12 protein-coding genes are annotated in these 18,384 nt (G+C 43.3%); 9 read left to right on the forward strand and 3 right to left on the reverse strand.

The features are described 5' to 3' along the window. The first annotated feature begins 1 nt into the window (after nt 1). Nucleotides 2-2,272, forward strand: coding sequence for a xanthine dehydrogenase family protein molybdopterin-binding subunit (locus ABS301_RS23740; RefSeq protein ID WP_349674580.1), 2,271 nt, complete (start codon nt 2-4; stop codon nt 2,270-2,272). Between the two features lie 67 nt (nt 2,273-2,339). On the opposite strand, the gene ABS301_RS23745 is transcribed toward ABS301_RS23740, so the two are convergent. Together ABS301_RS23745 and ABS301_RS23750 are read right to left on the reverse strand one after the other, a co-directional pair. Next, complete coding sequence (locus tag ABS301_RS23745; RefSeq protein ID WP_349674536.1) at nt 2,340-3,761, reverse strand: PspC-like choline-binding domain-containing protein; 1,422 nt, start codon at nt 3,759-3,761, stop codon at nt 2,340-2,342. Between the two features lie 238 nt (nt 3,762-3,999). Continuing rightward, nucleotides 4,000-5,364, reverse strand: coding sequence for a CapA family protein (locus ABS301_RS23750; protein ID WP_349674537.1), 1,365 nt, complete (start codon nt 5,362-5,364; stop codon nt 4,000-4,002). A 358-nt stretch (nt 5,365-5,722) separates the two neighbouring features. Between ABS301_RS23750 and ABS301_RS23755 the strand changes: the two genes are divergently transcribed. Continuing rightward, nucleotides 5,723-6,184 (forward strand): DUF6323 family protein, encoded by a 462-nt coding sequence (locus tag ABS301_RS23755; RefSeq protein ID WP_349674538.1) that lies wholly within the window; start codon nt 5,723-5,725, stop codon nt 6,182-6,184. A gap of 13 nt (nt 6,185-6,197) precedes the next feature. Next, nucleotides 6,198-7,031 carry a DUF6179 domain-containing protein gene (locus ABS301_RS23760; RefSeq protein ID WP_349674539.1) on the forward strand — a complete coding sequence of 278 codons (834 nt, stop codon included), beginning with the start codon at nt 6,198-6,200 and terminating at the stop codon, nt 7,029-7,031. Nucleotides 7,032-7,085: 54 nt separating this feature from the next. Here the strand turns inward: ABS301_RS23760 and ABS301_RS23765 are convergent, their stop codons facing one another. Further along, complete coding sequence (locus ABS301_RS23765; protein WP_349674540.1) at nt 7,086-11,351, reverse strand: acyl-CoA dehydratase activase-related protein; 4,266 nt, start codon at nt 11,349-11,351, stop codon at nt 7,086-7,088. A 253-nt stretch (nt 11,352-11,604) separates the two neighbouring features. Here ABS301_RS23765 and ABS301_RS23770 point away from each other — a divergent pair, with 253 nt between their 5' ends. The 6 genes from ABS301_RS23770 (at nt 11,605) to ABS301_RS23795 (ending at nt 18,244) form a co-directional block, all read left to right on the forward strand. Beyond that, entirely contained in the window at nt 11,605-12,546 is a 942-nt protein-coding gene (locus ABS301_RS23770; protein WP_349674541.1) for a magnesium transporter CorA family protein, read from the forward strand. An 18-nt stretch (nt 12,547-12,564) separates the two neighbouring features. After that, a complete protein-coding gene (locus ABS301_RS23775; protein ID WP_349674542.1) occupies nt 12,565-13,413 on the forward strand; it encodes a DUF1751 domain-containing protein in 849 nt (282 codons plus the stop codon). Between the two features lie 14 nt (nt 13,414-13,427). Beyond that, nucleotides 13,428-14,864 (forward strand): pyruvate kinase, encoded by a 1,437-nt coding sequence (gene pyk, locus ABS301_RS23780; protein WP_349674543.1) that lies wholly within the window; start codon nt 13,428-13,430, stop codon nt 14,862-14,864. 143 nt (nt 14,865-15,007) lie between these two features. Beyond that, nucleotides 15,008-16,282, forward strand: a complete 1,275-nt coding sequence (locus ABS301_RS23785; RefSeq protein WP_349674544.1) for a diaminopimelate decarboxylase — start codon at nt 15,008-15,010, stop codon at nt 16,280-16,282. A gap of 446 nt (nt 16,283-16,728) precedes the next feature. After that, the gene (locus ABS301_RS23790; protein ID WP_349674581.1) at nt 16,729-17,220 is read left to right on the forward strand and encodes a GNAT family N-acetyltransferase; all 492 of its coding nucleotides are present in this window, start codon (nt 16,729-16,731) and stop codon (nt 17,218-17,220) included. 133 nt (nt 17,221-17,353) lie between these two features. Continuing rightward, the gene (locus tag ABS301_RS23795) at nt 17,354-18,244 is read left to right on the forward strand and encodes a S8 family peptidase (protein ID WP_349674545.1); all 891 of its coding nucleotides are present in this window, start codon (nt 17,354-17,356) and stop codon (nt 18,242-18,244) included. Nucleotides 18,245-18,384 lie beyond the last annotated feature (140 nt).

Consider the following 18,384-nt stretch of genomic DNA (forward strand, 5'->3'; position numbering starts at 1 on the left):
AATGCGCACCGTGAATACTTCTGTCAAAAAGAAGGATGCGAAAGCATTGGTGACTGGAAAGCCTGTTTTTACAGACGATCTGGCGCCGGGTGACTGTCTGATCGTTAAGGTATTAAGAAGTCCTCATGCCCATGCCTTAATAGGTAAGATTGATACAGAAAAGGCAAAAAAGGTAGATGGAATAGTCTGCATTCTTACATATCAGGATGTGCCGAAAAAACGGTTTACCATGGCTGGTCAGACGTATCCGGAACCAAGCCCGTATGACAGGCTGATTTTAGATGACAGAATGCGTTTCGTGGGCGATGCTGCTGCAATTGTTGCAGGAGAAACCGAAGAAGCAGTTGATCATGCAATGCGGCTTATCAAGGTGTACTATGAGGTTTTAGAGCCAGTTCTTGATTTTAGAAAGGCAAAGGATCACAAGGTTCTCATCCATCCGGAAGATAACTGGGAAAGTCTTTGCCCGGTTGGAGCAGATAATCGCCGTAATTTATGCGCCTGCGGAGGAGAAGAGCATGGAGACGTGGAGGAATTATTAGAGCAGTGTGATTATGTGGTAGAGCAGGTATATCATACAAAAGCGAACCAGCAGGCCATGATGGAAACATTCCGCGCCTACTCCTATCTGGACGCTTACGGAAGACTGAATATGGTAGCTTCCACTCAGGTCACCTTTCATGTGAGAAGAATTCTGGCTCATGCACTGGATATTCCAAAGTCACGGATTCGGGTGATCAAGCCAAGAATCGGAGGAGGGTTCGGAGCCAAACAGACAGTAGTGGCAGAGGTTTATCCTGCAATTGTTACCATGAAAACCGGCAGGGCGGCTAAAATCATTTACAGCAGATATGAATCCCAGATCGCTTCCTCTCCCCGTCATGAGATGGAAATCAGGGTCCGGGTCGGAGCGGATGAAAACGGAATTCTTCAGGCAATTGATGTATATACATTATCCAATACAGGAGCATATGGAGAACACGGCCCTACAACTGTAGGATTATCAGGACATAAGTCTATCCCGCTGTACAGAACCCCAAAGGCATTTCGGTTCGCTTACGATGTGGTTTATACCAACTGTATGTCAGCCGGTGCGTACCGGGGCTACGGAGCCACGCAGGGAATCTTTGCAGTGGAATCTGCCATCAATGAGCTTGCAGAGAAAATTGGGATGGATAAGGTGAAGATAAGAGAATTAAACATGGTAAGAGAAGGGGATATTATGCCGGCTTACTATGGAGAAACTCTGAATAGCTGTGCACTTGACCGCTGTATGGCCCGCGCTAAGGAAATGATGGAGTGGGATAAGAAATACCCGTCAGTTGATATGGAAAATGGGAAAGTCCGTGGAGTGGGTGTTGCCATGGCGATGCAGGGCTCTGCCATATCCGGAGTGGATGTGGCCTCCGTTGAGCTACGACTTAATGATGACGGGTTTTATACGCTTATGATCGGTGCTTCTGATATGGGGACGGGCTGTGATACCACTCTTGCCCAGGTTGCATCGGATTGCCTGGAGTGTGACTTAGATCAGATCGTGGTTCATGGAACGGATACGGATGTATCGCCCTATGATTCCGGTTCCTATGCCTCCAGTACCATGTATTTAACCGGCATGGCTGTGGTTAAGGCCTGTGGTGAGATGCGTGACAAAATACTGAATAAAGGTGCAGAATACTTATCCTGTGAAAAAGATACACTGGAGTTTGACGGAAGCAGGGTATGGCAGCCGGCCGGCAGTCTGGAGATATCATTAAAGGATATTGGAAATAAGGTAATGTGCTCCAATAATAATATGCTTTCTGCCGGTGCATCTCATACCTCCCCGGTTTCGCCTCCGCCATTCATGGTAGGGATGGCAGAAGTGGAGGTAGATAAAGAGACCGGTGAGGCAGAGCTTATTGATTATGTGGCAGTTGTAGACTGTGGAACAACCATCAACCCCAATCTGGCCAGAATTCAGACCGAGGGGGGTCTGGCACAGGGAATCGGTATGGCGCTTTATGAGGATATCACTTACACGGATAAAGGTCAGATGATACAGAATTCATTTATGCAGTATAAACTGCCTTCCAGACTGGATGTGGGCAATATCCGGGTGGAATTTGAAAGCAGCTATGAACCCACTGGACCTTTTGGTGCCAAGTCCATTGGAGAGATTGTAATTAACACTCCTTCCCCCGCCATTGCAGATGCCATAGCAAGTGCAGTGGGGGCCAGAGTCAGGGAACTTCCCATTACAGCGGAGAAAGTATATCGGGAGATAAAATAGAAATATTAAGAAACGGCTGCACAAGATGGAGAATCCATTCTGTGCAGCCGTTCCTGTTATTGATTTATTATTTTAATTTGTCGTAACCGGATGCTTTGATTGTTCCGTCACTGTTGGTGTTGTAATATTTCTCATCACCGTCTTTTACATTAGTTTTGCTCTTTGCAAGCTTACCAGAGGTGCTGATTAAGTATTCTTTGCCGTTGAATTCAACTACTTTGTATTTCTCATCTTTATCAGCTTTTAAGAGACGACCCTGGATGTAAATGCTGTCATCAGTGATTCCGTTGTAACCTGCACCCTTGTTGCTTCCGGATTTGCGGAAGTTGAAGGTATAGGATTCTCCGTCTAAATCAATGGTAGTTTTGCCTGTAGCCATAGCGCCTTCCTTTGGTGAATTTCCAAAGTAGTAAACCAGACCTGTATCATCTGCTGCAGGAAGCTCGCTTTCTGTCTCGATTTCATCATAGGAATCAATCACGTTGCCAGTTACGGTGAGCTTATAAAGTCCGTGAAGCATTTCGCCCATTTCATTGAATGCATAACGGATGCCGTCAATAGTTTTAATCTGGCTCTTTACAAGATTGCCGTCACTGTTTGCATAGAACCAGTACTGAGTATCATCTTCATGGCCTTTTGCATCAAGTTCTTCGCTTGGAACTGCCTTAAACCAGCCTTTTGCCTGCCAGCATTCTTCCGGAAGATTATAAAACTGGTTAGAAGAACTAGCTGTGGAAGTAGAAGCAGGACTAACCTCGTACCAGTCATATTTTGCAGCACCGTATTCATTAAAACGATATTTTTTACCGTTAATGGTTTTGGTTGTATCAGTGGTCTTTTTACCGTTTGAACCAAAGTAGAACCAGTAGGAGCCGTTGAAATTGTCATCCTTATCTGTATCGTCTTCCACTTCAATGGATTTCCAGCCATCAGCGCGAGCACCGTCAGAAGCATCGCCACAGTAATATACGCCCTCTTTCCATGCATCATCCCCGGTAACACGGGTAGAAGCATCATCAAGCCAGCCGTACAGCATCTTTCCTTCTGTATCGAATGCATAGGAGTGAGTTTCTCCATTTGCGATTTTTATTGATTTAAAATTAGTTTTACCGTTAGTAGATGCCTGATAGGCTTTACCGTTGCTGCCAAAATAGTACCAGTCGGTATCTGCTGCATCTTCGTCGTCACTGTCAGAAGCAACCTCTCTCCACTCGTCAGTAACCATAGCACCTACAGAGTTTACATAATAGTAATTATCGTCTGATTCAATGATCTGATTTGTAGCAAGCTGTCCATCAGAATCTAAGTAAAACCAGTTATCTCCTGATTTTCTCCAGGCTTCTGTAGTCATATCACCACTTTTGTCATAGTAGACCCAGCTGCCGTTTTCTTCGGACCAACCTTGTGCTGCAAAGGATGTCATGGAGGCACCTATGGTAAAAATCGCTGCAGCGCAGGGAATCAGCCATTTCAGTTTCTGTTTCTTCATAATAATTCTCCTTTCATCTCTCCCGCCCATGGTTTTTGGGCATATAGGGATACCCCCAGGGTGTTTGTATCTCCTGTCAGGGTGTTCATTTCTCCTGCCCGTTTATCGGGCTTATTCAGCTCGTATCGGCTGATAGGGAGACTTTAAACCATGGAGTAAGTACAAGGTCAAGGGAAGTTAAAAAGGCGTAAGAATACGTAAGAAAATGGCGATTTGTTAATAGAATTGTAATCTTACCTTATTCTGGAAGAGGCTGAATCAGTCCCTCAGTATCTATGGTAATTGTGGAAGAGAGCTGTTCCATATACTGGAAGGATTTCTGCTTTTCATCAGGAGAAACGACCAGATCAGTGCTGCAATTTTCCTGAATACATGGGATAAACTGAAGTTTCTTAAGACCGTTTGGGGTGACCGTTGCCTCTGCAAGTCCGGTAGGAATTGTTCTGCTGTTGAACCAGAAGTTGCCCAGACTATACACAATGGGAACACTCTTGTAATACTCAATTCCCTGAAGGACATGGGGGTGGCAGCCAATGATTAGTCCTGCACCATGGTCAATGAGCTGACGAGCCAGATTTTGCTGGTCCTCTCCATAGTAATTGGTTCCTTCTGTTCCCCAATGGATAAACACCACTACAAAGTCGCTGTTTTCCTTTGCTGTTTTTACAGCACCTAAATACAGATCAGGATCATCTGTTCTTAAAACCCCCGGACTGTCAGGACCTGCTTCTTTTGTAAATCGGGTGGAACGTTCAATCTGAGTGGCGCAGACATAGGATATTTTCATTCCCCCGGATATAAAATAGACGGGTTCTTTTGCTTCCTCAATATTTCTTCCAGCACCGGCATAGGGAATCCCGGCACCGGATAATGTGTCAAGAGTATCCATAAGGGCATCTGCCCCGTAATCGTAAACATGATTATTTGCCAGAGATACCAGATCCACGGACAGGGAATGCAGATTTTGTACCATGGAAGGATCTGCCCGGAATGTAAAGGCTTTTCCTGGCAGTGGGTTTCCCCTTCTGCTATAGCTGAATTCATTGTTAATCATCATAATATCAGCGGAAGCCATCCGTGCTCTTACATTTGTCAGAATGCAGGAATCAATACCACCTCTTGCGTAATATGCGGACATATTGGCATATCCGTCTGCAAAACTCAAATCTCCGGCAAAGGATAACACCACCTGATTGGGATTAGACGATTGTTTCAGCCAGATATTGTGGGAACGTGCTGCGTCAGGGCTGTTAAGTATCCCAGAATAAAGATCCTTTAAAACAAGAAGAGAGTTTCCGGTCAGTTCATGCCAGAGCCCGCCTCCATCAGAACCTGATTCAAATGAGGTTATGAGTCTGTCGTAGACACTGGTTCCATATGTGGATTTAATAAAAGCCATGAAATCTTCGCTGATTCCTTCCGGAAGCCTGTCCTTTTTCACAGTTACCTGGTCAGAGGCAGCAGGGGGTTCGGTGTTTGAAGGAAAAGAGGTCTCATTCTCTTCTGGCACTTGGACGGAGGGAGAGGAAAGGACGGCAGATCTTGCACAACCCGCAAGCAGCACTAGAATAGCAGGCAGAATAACTATTTGGTATCGCTTCATGATTTTCTCCTGTTTTCATTTCTCTGCTGTTATTTTACCAGATTGACCGGCAGAAAGATAGACAAAGGGAATCAGCAGGAAATAATAAACGTATTAAAAAAAGGAGATGAAGGAGAAAATGCGGGGAAAGCACAAAATGGGGATTCAGAATATTAAGTCTATGATGGATAAAATGAGTGGAATATGTGAAGTGATAAACCATGACAGCAGCTATGTGATGAAAATAAAATTTCCTGTAAAGTAAGAATAATCACTTGATCTGATGGTAATATAATACCACAAAAATGACTTTTTTTCAAGTCTTGTAATTTCCCTGAAACAGGCGTAAACTGTGGATTTATCAGAAAGGAGTATGATTATGGACAATGAAAAATGGCTGGTGAACAAAGAGGACAACGCTTCGCTTGCAAGATTAAATGCTGCAAACGAATATACCGGAAGATTTGGTCTTAAATTATCAGAGGAAGATGCTGCACTGCTTTTAAAAGAGAGAACAAATATTTTAAAGAAGCAGGAACGGGTGGAATTCGGAGAAGGAATTCTTCCAAAGCTTATTTTTGCCTTTTGTGATTCCCCGTATATTTATCAGGATAACTACACGGATACCCTTGGAAGGCTGCAGGAAATATTCTATTCGTATAAAAATGATACCCTGGATGAAATACCGGATGATGAACTGATTGAATTCATGAAGGAACAGTTTGACGGTCCCTGTCAGGGATCAGTCGATTACCTGGAAGATACTGCTCTGGAGGGCTTTGCACGGAAAACCAGATCTGGTTTCCATGATAACTGGGAAGAGGATGATGATGAAATATAGCCAGGAGGAGTTAATGCCTGTAGTGGCAAAGCTTGCAGCCCGGTATACAAGCAATGAAAGCACGTCAATCTCTTATGATAAGGCAAGGCAGCTGATGGGAGCCGTAATTTATTGTATAGAAGAATATGAAAATGCAGCAGCTGGCTTAAGGGACCTGGTTACAGCACACTCCACTGTATCCGCAGATACCGCCTACAGGCAGGGATATGAGATACTCATAGAAAAGGTTAAAAAAATCCAACAGGAATATAACCTTATGATGAAAGAGTTTGAATTTTACGGCAATCGGTGCTGTTATGATACTTTTCAAAAAGGGATGCCGGAATTTTTTCTGTATTATGATGCACGCTTTCACCCCATGAACCATATTCTTACCCTTGATTATCCTGTTCTGGTTTCCTTAGAACCCCGTAGCGGTGCGGATCTGATGGAAGTCTATGTAAGAAGTGCCCATCTGGAACAAAGTTTTTTACAGAAACTGCCTGAGGCCTATATCATGCATGTGCTGAATGCCTATTCAGGTGATCATGGAGAACTGATCATTAATCTGGCCTCCATTGTGATCAGGAATGTCTTAGGCTGCCGGATTGCAGGAAAAAGCATTGATTTAAATGGATATTCCTCTATTGAGATGGAACGTCTTAAGCTTTTTATCAGTGAAAAGACCAGAGAAGAGTTAGAGGAACAATTAAAGAAATACATCGATGAACTCATGGATTTTGCTTATGAAGGAAATAAAGAGCTTGGTAGTTATTTAAAAGAAGACGTGAGAAATTTCAGCTTCGAATTACAGCACGGGTTAAACTATAACTGTTTTCAGGCGATGCTGGCAGTGGGAAATAATTAAAAAATACCGGAAACCTATTTTTAAGGTTTCCGGTATTTTTGTATCAACGGAACACTATTCCTGTCCGGTGGTTTGATTTTGTTCTTTTAGAAGATTTTTCTGTGCTGTTGAAAGCATAAGTTTAATCCGGTTTAACTGATTTACTTCACTGGCGCCTGGATCGTAATCCACTGCGATGATGTTGGAGTCAGGATATGCTTTTCTTAACTCCTTGATTACGCCTTTTCCCACAATATGATTGGGGAGGCAGCCAAATGGCTGGGTGCACACAATATTATTGGTACCGGTATGGATCAGTTCCAGCATCTCTCCGGTTAAGAACCAGCCTTCCCCGGTCTGATTGCCGATGGAAACAAAGTCATTTGCCATATTAGCAAGGTTTCCGATATGAGCCGGAGCAGTAAAGTTCTTACTCTTTTCCAGTTCCCGTTTGGCAGTCTTACGGAAGAATTCCAAAAGCGAGATTCCCATATTGGCAATGAATGCGGTGGATTTTTTTCCTCCAAGGAAATCTGCCTTAAAGTTTGTGTTATAAAAGCAGTACAGTAAAAAGTCCATTAAATCAGGCATAACAGCCTCAGCGCCTTCTGCCTCCAAAAGCTCTACGATCCGGTTATTGGCAAGTGGAGAAAACTTCACAAGAATCTCACCTACGATACCAACCTTTGGTTTTATCACAGAGTTTCTTGGCAGGTTATCAAAATCTCTGATGATGCCCTTAATGTTGCGGGAAAACTCGATCATGTCAGCGGACTTCTTTGAGAGAGATACAATACAGCGTTCTTTCCATCTTTCATGGAGAGAGTTGGCTGAACCAGGTATCTTCTCATATGGACGGGTGGCGTAAAGCACCCTCATAAATATATCTCCGTATACCACTGCCTGCATGGCTTTTGTTAACAGCGGCAGCGAGATGGTAAAGCCGGGATTGGATTCCATGTTTCCCGCGTTGACTGAAATCACAGGCACCTGACTCATCCCAGACCGGTCAAGGGCTCTGCGTACAAAACCGATGTAGTTGGAAGCACGGCAGCCTCCGCCTGTCTGGCTCATAAACACAGCAGTTCTGTCTAAATCATATTTCCCGGAAAGCAGTGCCTCCATAATCTGTCCGACTACAATCAGGGAAGGATAGCAGGCATCGTTATTTACGTATTTTAAGCCTGTATCAATGGCAGAGCGGTTATCGTTCTGCAGAACCTCCACCCGGTAGCCGAATGCCCGGATAGCGGGCTGTAAAAGGTCAAAATGCAGAGGAGACATCTGGGGACAAAGGATGGTATATTCCTGCTTCATCTCCTTGGTAAACATCACTCTGTTATAGGCGCTGGAAACCACTTTATGCTCGAAGTGACGCTTGTCACGTACCTTTAAGGCGGCAATGAGAGAGCGGACACGAATTCTGGCGGCACCTAAGTTGTTAACCTCGTCTATTTTCAATACTGTATAAATTTTGCCGGAACCGGTCAGGATATCATTAACCTGATCTGTAGTGACGGCATCCAGACCGCATCCAAAGGAATTAAGCTGAATTAAGTCCAAGTTGTTCTCTTTTTTCACCAGACTGGCAGCCCGGTAAAGCCGGGTGTGGTACATCCACTGATCTGTTACAACCAGAGGGCGTTCAATGTCAGCAAGATGGGAGATGGAATCCTCGGTCAGCACTGCAAAACCATAAGAGGTAATCAATTCCGGAATTCCGTGATTGATTTCCGGATCAACATGGTAAGGCCGGCCGGCCAGTACGATTCCGTGTCTGTTATTTTCTTTTAACCACTGTAAGGTTTCTTCCCCTTTTTTCTCCATATCTGTGCGGGAAGCCATGAGCTCTGTCCAGGCTTTATGGGAAGCGTCAGCAACTTCCGATGCAGGAATGTCAAATTCTTTGGTAAAGACCTCTGTTAAGCGTTTCGTTAAGACTTCTTCATTGGTAAAAGCCATAAACGGATTTAAGAATCGAATGGCTTCTGTTTTAATTCCTTCTACGTTATTCTTAATGTTTTCTGAGTAGGAGGTAACAATGGGGCAGTTAAAATGATTGCCTGCATCAGGACTCTCATTTCGTTCGTATGGGATACATGGGTAAAAAATAGTTTTAATCCCCTGCTTAATAAGCCATTCCACATGACCGTGAGCGATCTTTGCCGGATAACACTCGGATTCACTGGGGATGGATTCAATACCCAGTTCATAGATCTTCCTGGAGGATTGTGGGGACAGTACGGTACGGAACTTTAAGGTATGGAAAAATACAGCCCAGAAGGGATAATTTTCATAAAGGTTCAGTACCCGTGGAATTCCGATGACTCCCCGTGTGGCCAGATCAGCGCTTAACGGTTCATAATCAAACATCCGGTGATTTTTGTAATCAAACAGGTTTGGAATCTCACGTCTTGTTTTTTCTTTTCCAAGTCCCCGCTCACAGCGGTTTCCGGAGATGAACTGGCGTCCGCCGTCAAACCGGTTGATGGTCAGAACGCAGTTGTTGGTACAGCCCTTGCATCGGCTCATTGATGTCTCATAGTGAAGAGCCAGAATCTTGTCAAGATCCAGCATTGCAGTCTTTGCCGACTGGTCATAACGCTCTCTTGCAATTAATGCGGCTCCAAAGGCTCCCATAATTCCGGCTATGTCCGGTCTTACTGCCTCACAGCCGGATATTTTTTCAAAGCTTCGAAGTACTGCATTGTTATAAAAGGTACCGCCCTGAACTACGACATGTTTTCCAAGATCAGAGGCGCTTGTTATTTTAATAACTTTAAATAATGCGTTTTTTATAACGGAATACGCAAGTCCCGCAGAAATATCAGAAACTTCAGCCCCTTCTTTTTGAGCCTGCTTCACATTGGAGTTCATAAAAACGGTACATCTGGTTCCAAGATCAGTGGGGTTTTTGGCAAATATAGCCTCAGTGGCAAAATCTTCCACTTTGTAATTTAAGGAATTGGCGAAGGTTTCAATAAAGGAACCGCAGCCAGAAGAGCATGCCTCATTTAACTGAACACTGTCTACCGTATTATTCTTTATGCGGATGCACTTCATATCCTGTCCGCCGATGTCTAAGATGCAATCCACTTCCGGTTCAAAAAATGCAGCCGCATAATAATGGGAAATTGTCTCAACTTCTCCCTCATCAAGAAGGAACGCAGCCTTTAATAAGGCTTCTCCATATCCGGTGGAACAAGACCATACAATCTGGCTGTCATCAGGTATCTGTTCTTTTATCTCTTTAATTGCGCGGACAGCAGTGGACAGCGGAGATCCGTTGTTGCTGCTGTAAAAGCTGTAAAGCAGGGTTCCGTCTTCCCCAACCACTGCAACTTTTGTAGTAGTGGAACCGGCATCAATTCCTAAGAAGCATTTGCCGTGATAGGAAGACAGCTCTCCCTTTCTCACACAGTGACTGCTATGACGGTTAATAAATTCATCGAAATCTTCCTGTCCTGCAAACAATGGCTCCATTCGCTTTACTTCAAATTCCATCCGAATACCATTTGACAATCGGGAGATCATATCCTCAAGAGAGACCTTTGCATCCGTCTTATCTTCTGTGTTCATGGCAGCGCCAATGGCAGCAAAGAGATGGGAATGTTCGGGCGCGATAATTGCATCTCCGGTGAGATTTAAAGTGCGGATAAACGCTTTCCGAAGTTCAGGTAGAAAGTGGAGAGGTCCTCCTAAAAATGCCACATTGCCTCTGATTGGCTTACCACATGCCAGACCGCTGATGGTCTGGTTAACGACCGCCTGAAAAATAGACGCTGCCAGATCTTCTCTGGTAGCTCCTTCATTAATAAGAGGCTGAATGTCTGTTTTGGCAAATACGCCGCAACGGGCAGCAATTGGATAGATCGCCTTGTAATTGGAAGCATACTCATCGAGCCCCTTGGCATCAGTCTGTAAAAGAGCAGCCATCTGGTCAATAAAGGATCCCGTGCCACCGGCACAGATTCCGTTCATTCTCTGGTCAATGCCGCCGCTAAAATAAATAATTTTCGCATCTTCTCCGCCAAGCTCGATTGCCACGTCGGTCTGCGGGGCATAATCTTTTAATGAGGTAGCAACAGCCACCACTTCCTGTACGAATGGTGTCTTTAAATGACGGGACAGAGTAAGACCGCCGGAACCGGTTATGGCCGGAACAAGATCCATAGGCCCTAACTGGTCATAGGCCTTCTTTAAAAGGCCTGCCAGTGTTTCCTGTATGTTTGCAAAATGCCGCTCGTAATCAGCGAACAATAGCTGTTGATTTTGATCTAAAATAGCAATCTTTACGGTTGTGGAACCGATATCGATTCCTAAAGTGTTGTATGTATTCATATGCGCGGGGTTAACCCCTGCCTCCTTTAGTGTAAAAGTAAGTTGCTGACTCACCGGACATCAGTTTAACATAAAATAAGAAATAAAACAATTGCCTGGACATGCTAAAAAAATGTTAAACTTAGTAAAATTTGTGTAAGTTCACAAATTACGGTAGCTTTTCGTTTGACAAAAAGGGTCGGGGAAACTATAATGTATAAGTCAAAGTCCGCCAAAGTATACACAAAATACTTCCGTAGAAGGGAGAAAAGCCATGATTCAGATTTATAAAACAGAAGACGGCCTGATTCAACAAAAGGATGAGCTTTCTCCGGGGTGCTGGATCGCACTTACCAATCCTACAGCTACGGAGATACTGGAAATCGCAGATACCTACCGTATTGATCCGGATGATTTAAGAGCTCCTCTTGATGAGGAAGAGCGTTCCCGTATTGAAACAGAAAATAATTACACGCTGATCCTTGTTGACGTTCCAACCATTGAGGAGAGGGGCGGAAAAGACTGGTATGTTACAATACCCATGGGAATCATCACCACTGACGAAGCTATCATAACGGTATGCCTGGAAGAAACAACGGTATTAAATGCCTTTATGGATGGACGGGTGAGGGATTTTCATACTTACATGAAAACCCGGTTTATTCTTCAGATTCTTTATAAGAACGCATCGTTATATTTGCAGTATCTAAGAGTCATTGATAAGAAAAGCGCTGTTGTTGAAGAAAAACTTCATAAATCCACAAAAAACCGGGAGCTCATTGAGCTTTTGGAACTGGAAAAGAGTCTGGTTTATTTCACCACATCCTTACGTTCCAATGAAGTAGTGTTAGAAAAGCTTATGAGGAATGAAAAGATTAAGAAATATCCAGAAGATACCGAACTTCTTGAGGATGTTATCGTAGAGAACAAACAGGCGATTGAGATGGCCAACATCTACAGCGGAATTCTAAGCGGAACCATGGATGCATTTGCTTCCGTTATTTCTAACAACTTAAACATTGTCATGAAGTTTCTGGCAACTATCACCATTGTAATGTCCATACCTACCATGGTAGCAAGCTTTTATGGTATGAATGTGAATCCAGCGGGAGTTCCCTTTGCGGACAACCCATATGGCTTCTGGATTGTTTTAGGTCTTACACTGATTCTGACATTGAGTGTTGCCTGGATTTTTTCCAAAAAGGATTTGTTTTAGCTTAGGAAGGTTGAACGCATGAAATTTTTTTATAATCTGGAACGCAGATACAGAAAATATGCCATTCCGAATCTTATGTACTATATCATTGGCATGTATGGGACCGGACTGTTCTTACAGCTTTTTGCTCCGGAATTTTATTTACAGTATTTAGCACTCGATGCACAGAAGATTCTAAGCGGTCAGGTGTGGAGAGTTGTTACCTTTATGATTTATCCGCCGGGCGGAGGAAGTCTTTTCGGAAGTCTGATTGGCATGTATCTTTACTATATGCTGGGAGTTAATTTAGAGAGAATCTGGGGAGCTTTCCGATTTAATGTTTACTTCTTTATGGGAGTAATTGGTCATGTGGCAGCCGCTTTGGTTGTTTACATCTTTTTCAGACAGAGAATTTATCTGACAACGGAGTTTTTAAATTATTCTCTGTTTTTTGCTTTTGCTGCGACATTCCCTGATCTGGAATTTCTTCTGTTTTTTGTGATTCCCATTAAGGCCAAATGGATGGCGATGTTTAATGGAATCTATTTCCTGTATGAGTTTATTATGGGAAATATGGCAACCAGGATCACGATTGTCATGTCACTGATTAACTTTTTCGTGTTTTTCCTTCTCACCCGGGATTTAAACCGGTTTAATCCGAAGGAAATCAAAAGAAAGCAGAATTTTCACCGTCAGATGAAAATTATGCCCCAGGGAGGAACCCACCACAAGTGCGCCGTATGCGGTCGGACCGAAAAGGATTCCCCAAACCTGGAATTCCGGTATTGTTCAAAATGTGAAGGCAGTTTAGAATACTGTTCGGAGCATTTGTATACACATAAACATGTAACATCGGATAACCCCACAACCGGTGATACGACCAACTAGCTACGGAGGATAATATGAAGAGAACCAAAATTATTTGCACGATGGGACCAAACACAAATGACCGCGCACTGATGAAATCACTTGCTGAGCACGGAATGGATATCGCCAGATTCAACTTCTCACACGGTGATTATGAGGAACAAAAAGAACGTCTTGACATGTTAAAGAGCATTCGCCAGGAATTAGACCTTCCAATCGCTGCTCTTCTTGATACAAAAGGACCGGAGATTCGTACCGGACTTTTAAAAGATGGTAAAAAGGTAACTTTAAAAGAAGGCGATACCTATGTTCTCACAACAGATGAGATTGTGGGTGACGAGAGTAAGGGCCATATCAACTATGACGGCTTAAATGAAGATGTAGTTGCGGGCAACCGGATTCTGATTGATGACGGTCTGATTGAACTTGAGGTTTTAGAAGTGAAGGGCAGCGAAATCACCTGCAGAATTGTAAACGGCGGCGAACTGGGAGAGAGAAAGGGAGTAAATGTCCCTAATGTAAAGATTAAACTTCCGGCTCTTACTGATAAGGATAAAGCAGATATCTGTTTCGGTATCGAACAGGGATTTGATTTTATTGCAGCTTCCTTTGTACGTACGGCTGCAGCGGTACGTGAGATTAAAGATATACTGGCAGAGCATGGCTCTGACATCGCTGTTATTGCTAAGATTGAGAATGCGGAAGGAATTGAAAATCTGGATGAAATCATTGAAGCCAGCGATGGAATCATGGTTGCCCGTGGTGATATGGGTGTTGAGATTCCGGCTCAGGAAGTTCCGTTTATTCAGAAGAGCATTATCGAGAAATGTAATGAGGCCTGCAAGCCGGTTATTACTGCAACACAGATGTTAGATTCCATGATCCGTAACCCCCGTCCAACCAGAGCAGAAGTAACTGACGTTGCCAATGCTGTTTATGATGGAACAGATGCAGTTATGCTTTCTGGTGAAACTGCAATGGGTAAATATCCGGTAGAGGCTCTTTCCATGATGGCTTCCATCGTAGAAGAAACAGAAAAGCATCTGGATTACACCGGATACAGACAGCGTAAGGTATCTGCAGTGAATACACAGAATGTATCCAATGCAGTATGTTACTCTTCTGTATCCACCGCTCATGACCTGGGAGCAAAAGTGATTGTAGCTCCAAGTATTACTGGTTTCACCACAAGACTGTTATCCAAATGGAGACCGGAAAGCTTAATTATCGGCTTATCTCCAAGTGCTTCTGCTCTTCGTCAGATGCAGCTGTACTGGGGTGTCATACCATTCCAGGCAAGACGAGCCGAGTCAACTGACGTGTTAATTTATTCCTCTTTGGAGCTGTTAAAGGCAAGATCCATTATTAAAGAGAATGACATAGTAGTTGTAACCGCAGGTGTAGTAAGTCCTGCAAGAAAGCATGAGCCTGCAGCTCATACCAATATTATGCGTGTTGTGACAGTCGATTAATGACTTCTTACAGTATTTCTGAATATTTATACAAAAAAGTGTAGACAAAAGAGTCTATCCCCGGTACAATGTAGCTTACTAGCAGATGTGCCGGAGATGGCTCTTTTCTGCATATGGTAACGTTATGAGAGGAGAGGAAAACAATGGAGAAAAGACCATTTGTAACCAAAGATCAATTAGAAGAAATTGTGAATGAATATCCAACTCCCTTCCATTTATACGATGAAAAGGGCATCAGGGAGAATGCGAAGAAATTAAAAGAAGCATTTTCCTGGAATAAGGGATACCGGGAATATTTTGCGGTGAAGGCAACTCCCAATCCATTTATTTTAAATATATTAAAAGAGTATGGCTGCGGAGCTGACTGTTCCTCTATGACGGAGCTTATGATGTCTGATGCCATTGGATTTTCCGGTCCCGACATTATGTTTTCCTCCAATGACACGCCTGCAGAGGAATTCCAGTTTGCAGACCAGATCGGAGGAATCATCAATCTGGATGACATTACTCATATTGATTTTCTGGAAAAAGCCATCGGTCATATTCCGGAAACGATCAGCTGCCGTTATAACCCGGGCGGAATATTTAAGATCAGCAATGATATTATGGATAATCCCGGAGATGCCAAGTATGGTATGACGACAGAGCAGATCTTTGAGGCATTTCGTATCTTAAAGAGTAAGGGAGCTAAGAAATTCGGAATTCATGCATTTCTGGCAAGCAATACAGTGACTACGGAATATTATCCCCTTCTTGCCAAGGTACTTTTTGAGCTTGCAGTAAAGCTAAAAAAGGAAACAGGAGCAGAGGTTACTTTTATCAATCTTTCCGGCGGAATCGGTATTCCTTACCGTCCGGGTCAGGAACCCAACGATATTCTGGCAATTGGTGAGGGCGTAAGAACGGTTTATGAAGAAGTACTTGTTCCGGAAGGAATGGGGGATGTGGCAATCTATACGGAGCTTGGCCGGTTTATGTTAGGGCCGTACGGCGCGTTGGTGACCAGAGCCATTCATGAAAAACATACACACAAAGAGTATGTAGGCGTAGATGCCTGCGCAGTAAATCTTATGAGGCCTGCCATGTATGGTGCCTACCATCACATAACGGTTATGGGAAAAGAGGATGCTCCCTGCAGCCATAAGTATGATGTTGTGGGATCGCTTTGTGAGAATAATGACAAGTTTGCCATTGACCGTATGATGCCGGAGATCTCCAGGGGAGACCTGCTTTTTATTCATGATACAGGTGCTCACGGGTATGCCATGGGATATAATTACAACGGAAAATTAAAATCTGCAGAGCTGCTTCTCAAAGAAGATGGATCGGTTGAGCTGATCCGCAGGGCAGAGACTCCAAAAGACTATTTTTCAACCTTTGATTGCTTCGATGTGCTTAAAAATATAAAGTATGAATAATTGCATTTAATAAAGAAAAATAAGATCTCGTTTTCAGACAACTGCTGGCGGGATCTTTTCTTTTGCATAGAAAAATCCCTGTGTCAAAGACACAGGGGACTTTTCTTAGGATTTTCGGATTTTCAAAAAGGGTGAAAGGATAATTGTTACGTTGTGCATTTCTTATGTGTTTAGTATAACACACCGCTTCTTGAAAAGTTTGTATATTGTTTGAATAGATTATGAAGATTTTCTTAACTTTAATGGTTTGCAGAAAAATAAGGGGTGATGGATTTCCTGTTAGAATCAGTATCGCCCTGGCTTTTTCCTGCCCAGTGGTCGTCTTTGTTTCCCTTATAGCTTAAGGATGCTGCCAAACTAATATTGATAGTTGGTAAGCGGGGTGATATTCTACTTATATGAATGAAAAAAAGCACATTAAATTTCAAAAGAAGGGATGTACTCAGTTGAGGATTAAAACAAGAGAATACACGATTGAAGATGTTAATTTCATGATTCACATATGGAACGAAGTTGTTCAGGAGGGAATTGCGTTTCCTCAAAAGGATTTGTTGACTTGGGAAACAGGCTATGCCTTTTTTGAATCACAAACATATTGTTCTGTGGCAGTAGATATCGAAAGCGGTAAGTTATATGGTCTATATATTCTTCATCCGAACAATGTAGGAAGATGTGGTCATATTTGCAATGCCAGTTATGCGGTAAGCTCTGAAAGTCGGGGTATGCATATTGGTGAAGCGTTAGTAACAGATTGTCTGATCAAAGCCAGACAGCATGGATTCAGAATTATGCAATTTAATGCTGTAGTTTCAACGAATACCCATGCAAGGCATTTATATGAACGGCTTGGTTTTAAACAGCTTGGGACAATTCCCGGCGGATTTTACATGAAAGATGGCCATTTTGAGGATATTTGTCCTTATTATTATGTTTTATAATTGTGTTTATAACTTTTAGCTGCTTTGGAAAATAAAATACAAATGGAAAATTCCACCTGTATTTTAGATGGAAAAGAAACCATGGGAAGCGTACCGGAATATCTTAATAAAAAAAGGAATCAGGTAGCGGACTGTGAATCAGGTAAGAGAAGTAATACACTGTGACAGTGCCCTTCGCATGGGACTGACCGGTCGCGGAATTGGTGTTGCAGTTCTTGATACGGGAATTTACCTTCATGAGGACCTTGAACATAGATTGGCAGCTTTTGTGGACATTGTTCACCGCAGGCGGGAGCCATACGATGACAATGGCCATGGTACTCATATATCCGGAATAATAGCAGGAGAGGGCAGAGCCTCCAATGGCCTCTATATGGGTGTTGCTCCGGAGTGCCACATTATTATGCTGAAAGTATTGGACAAAAAAGGAAATGGATATGCTTCGGATGTACTTTCTGGTCTGAAGTGGATCCGTGACAACAGAGAAAGGTATGGGATCAGGATTGTAAATATATCGGTTGGTTCCTTTTCAAGAAAAGGAATGACGGAAAATTCCGTACTGGTAAGAGGTGTGAATGCGGCCTGGGATGACGGTCTTGTGGTATGTGTTGCAGCAGGAAACATGGGACCTGGAACCAATACCATTACAACGCCGGGAATCAGCCGGAAAGTGATAACGGTAGGGTGTTCCGACGATTACAAAGAGGTAAATGTGATGGGAAACCGGATGATTGACTATTCCGGCAGAGGTCCTACTGGTGCATGCATCTGTAAGCCGGAAATCATTGCTCCCGGAGCCGGAATCATAAGTTGTTCCAATGAATCAGGGCAGTATCAGACGAAAAGCGGGACTTCTATGTCCACCCCCCTGGTCTCAGGAGCCATCGCATTATTGCTGCAGAAATATCCCTATATGAGCAACCGGGATGTAAAATTAATGTTAAGAGAGCGGGCTGTGGATGCCGGGCTCCCCATGAACCAGCAGGGGTGGGGAATGCTTGATGTAGAGCAGCTGCTGCTATAGAAAATGGATACGGACTGTTCTTGTTTTAAAGGCGGTCCGTATCTGTCTTTTTCAAGAAAAACTTGCAGAGTCCTTTTGTCTGTGCTATAGTAAAACAGAAGTCATAAGGCAGTCTGCCTTTATTGTCTCCCATTCAGGCG

It is taken from the genome of Lacrimispora sp. (assembly GCF_031982545.1).
Taxonomy (GTDB): Bacteria; Bacillota; Clostridia; order Lachnospirales; family Lachnospiraceae; genus Lacrimispora.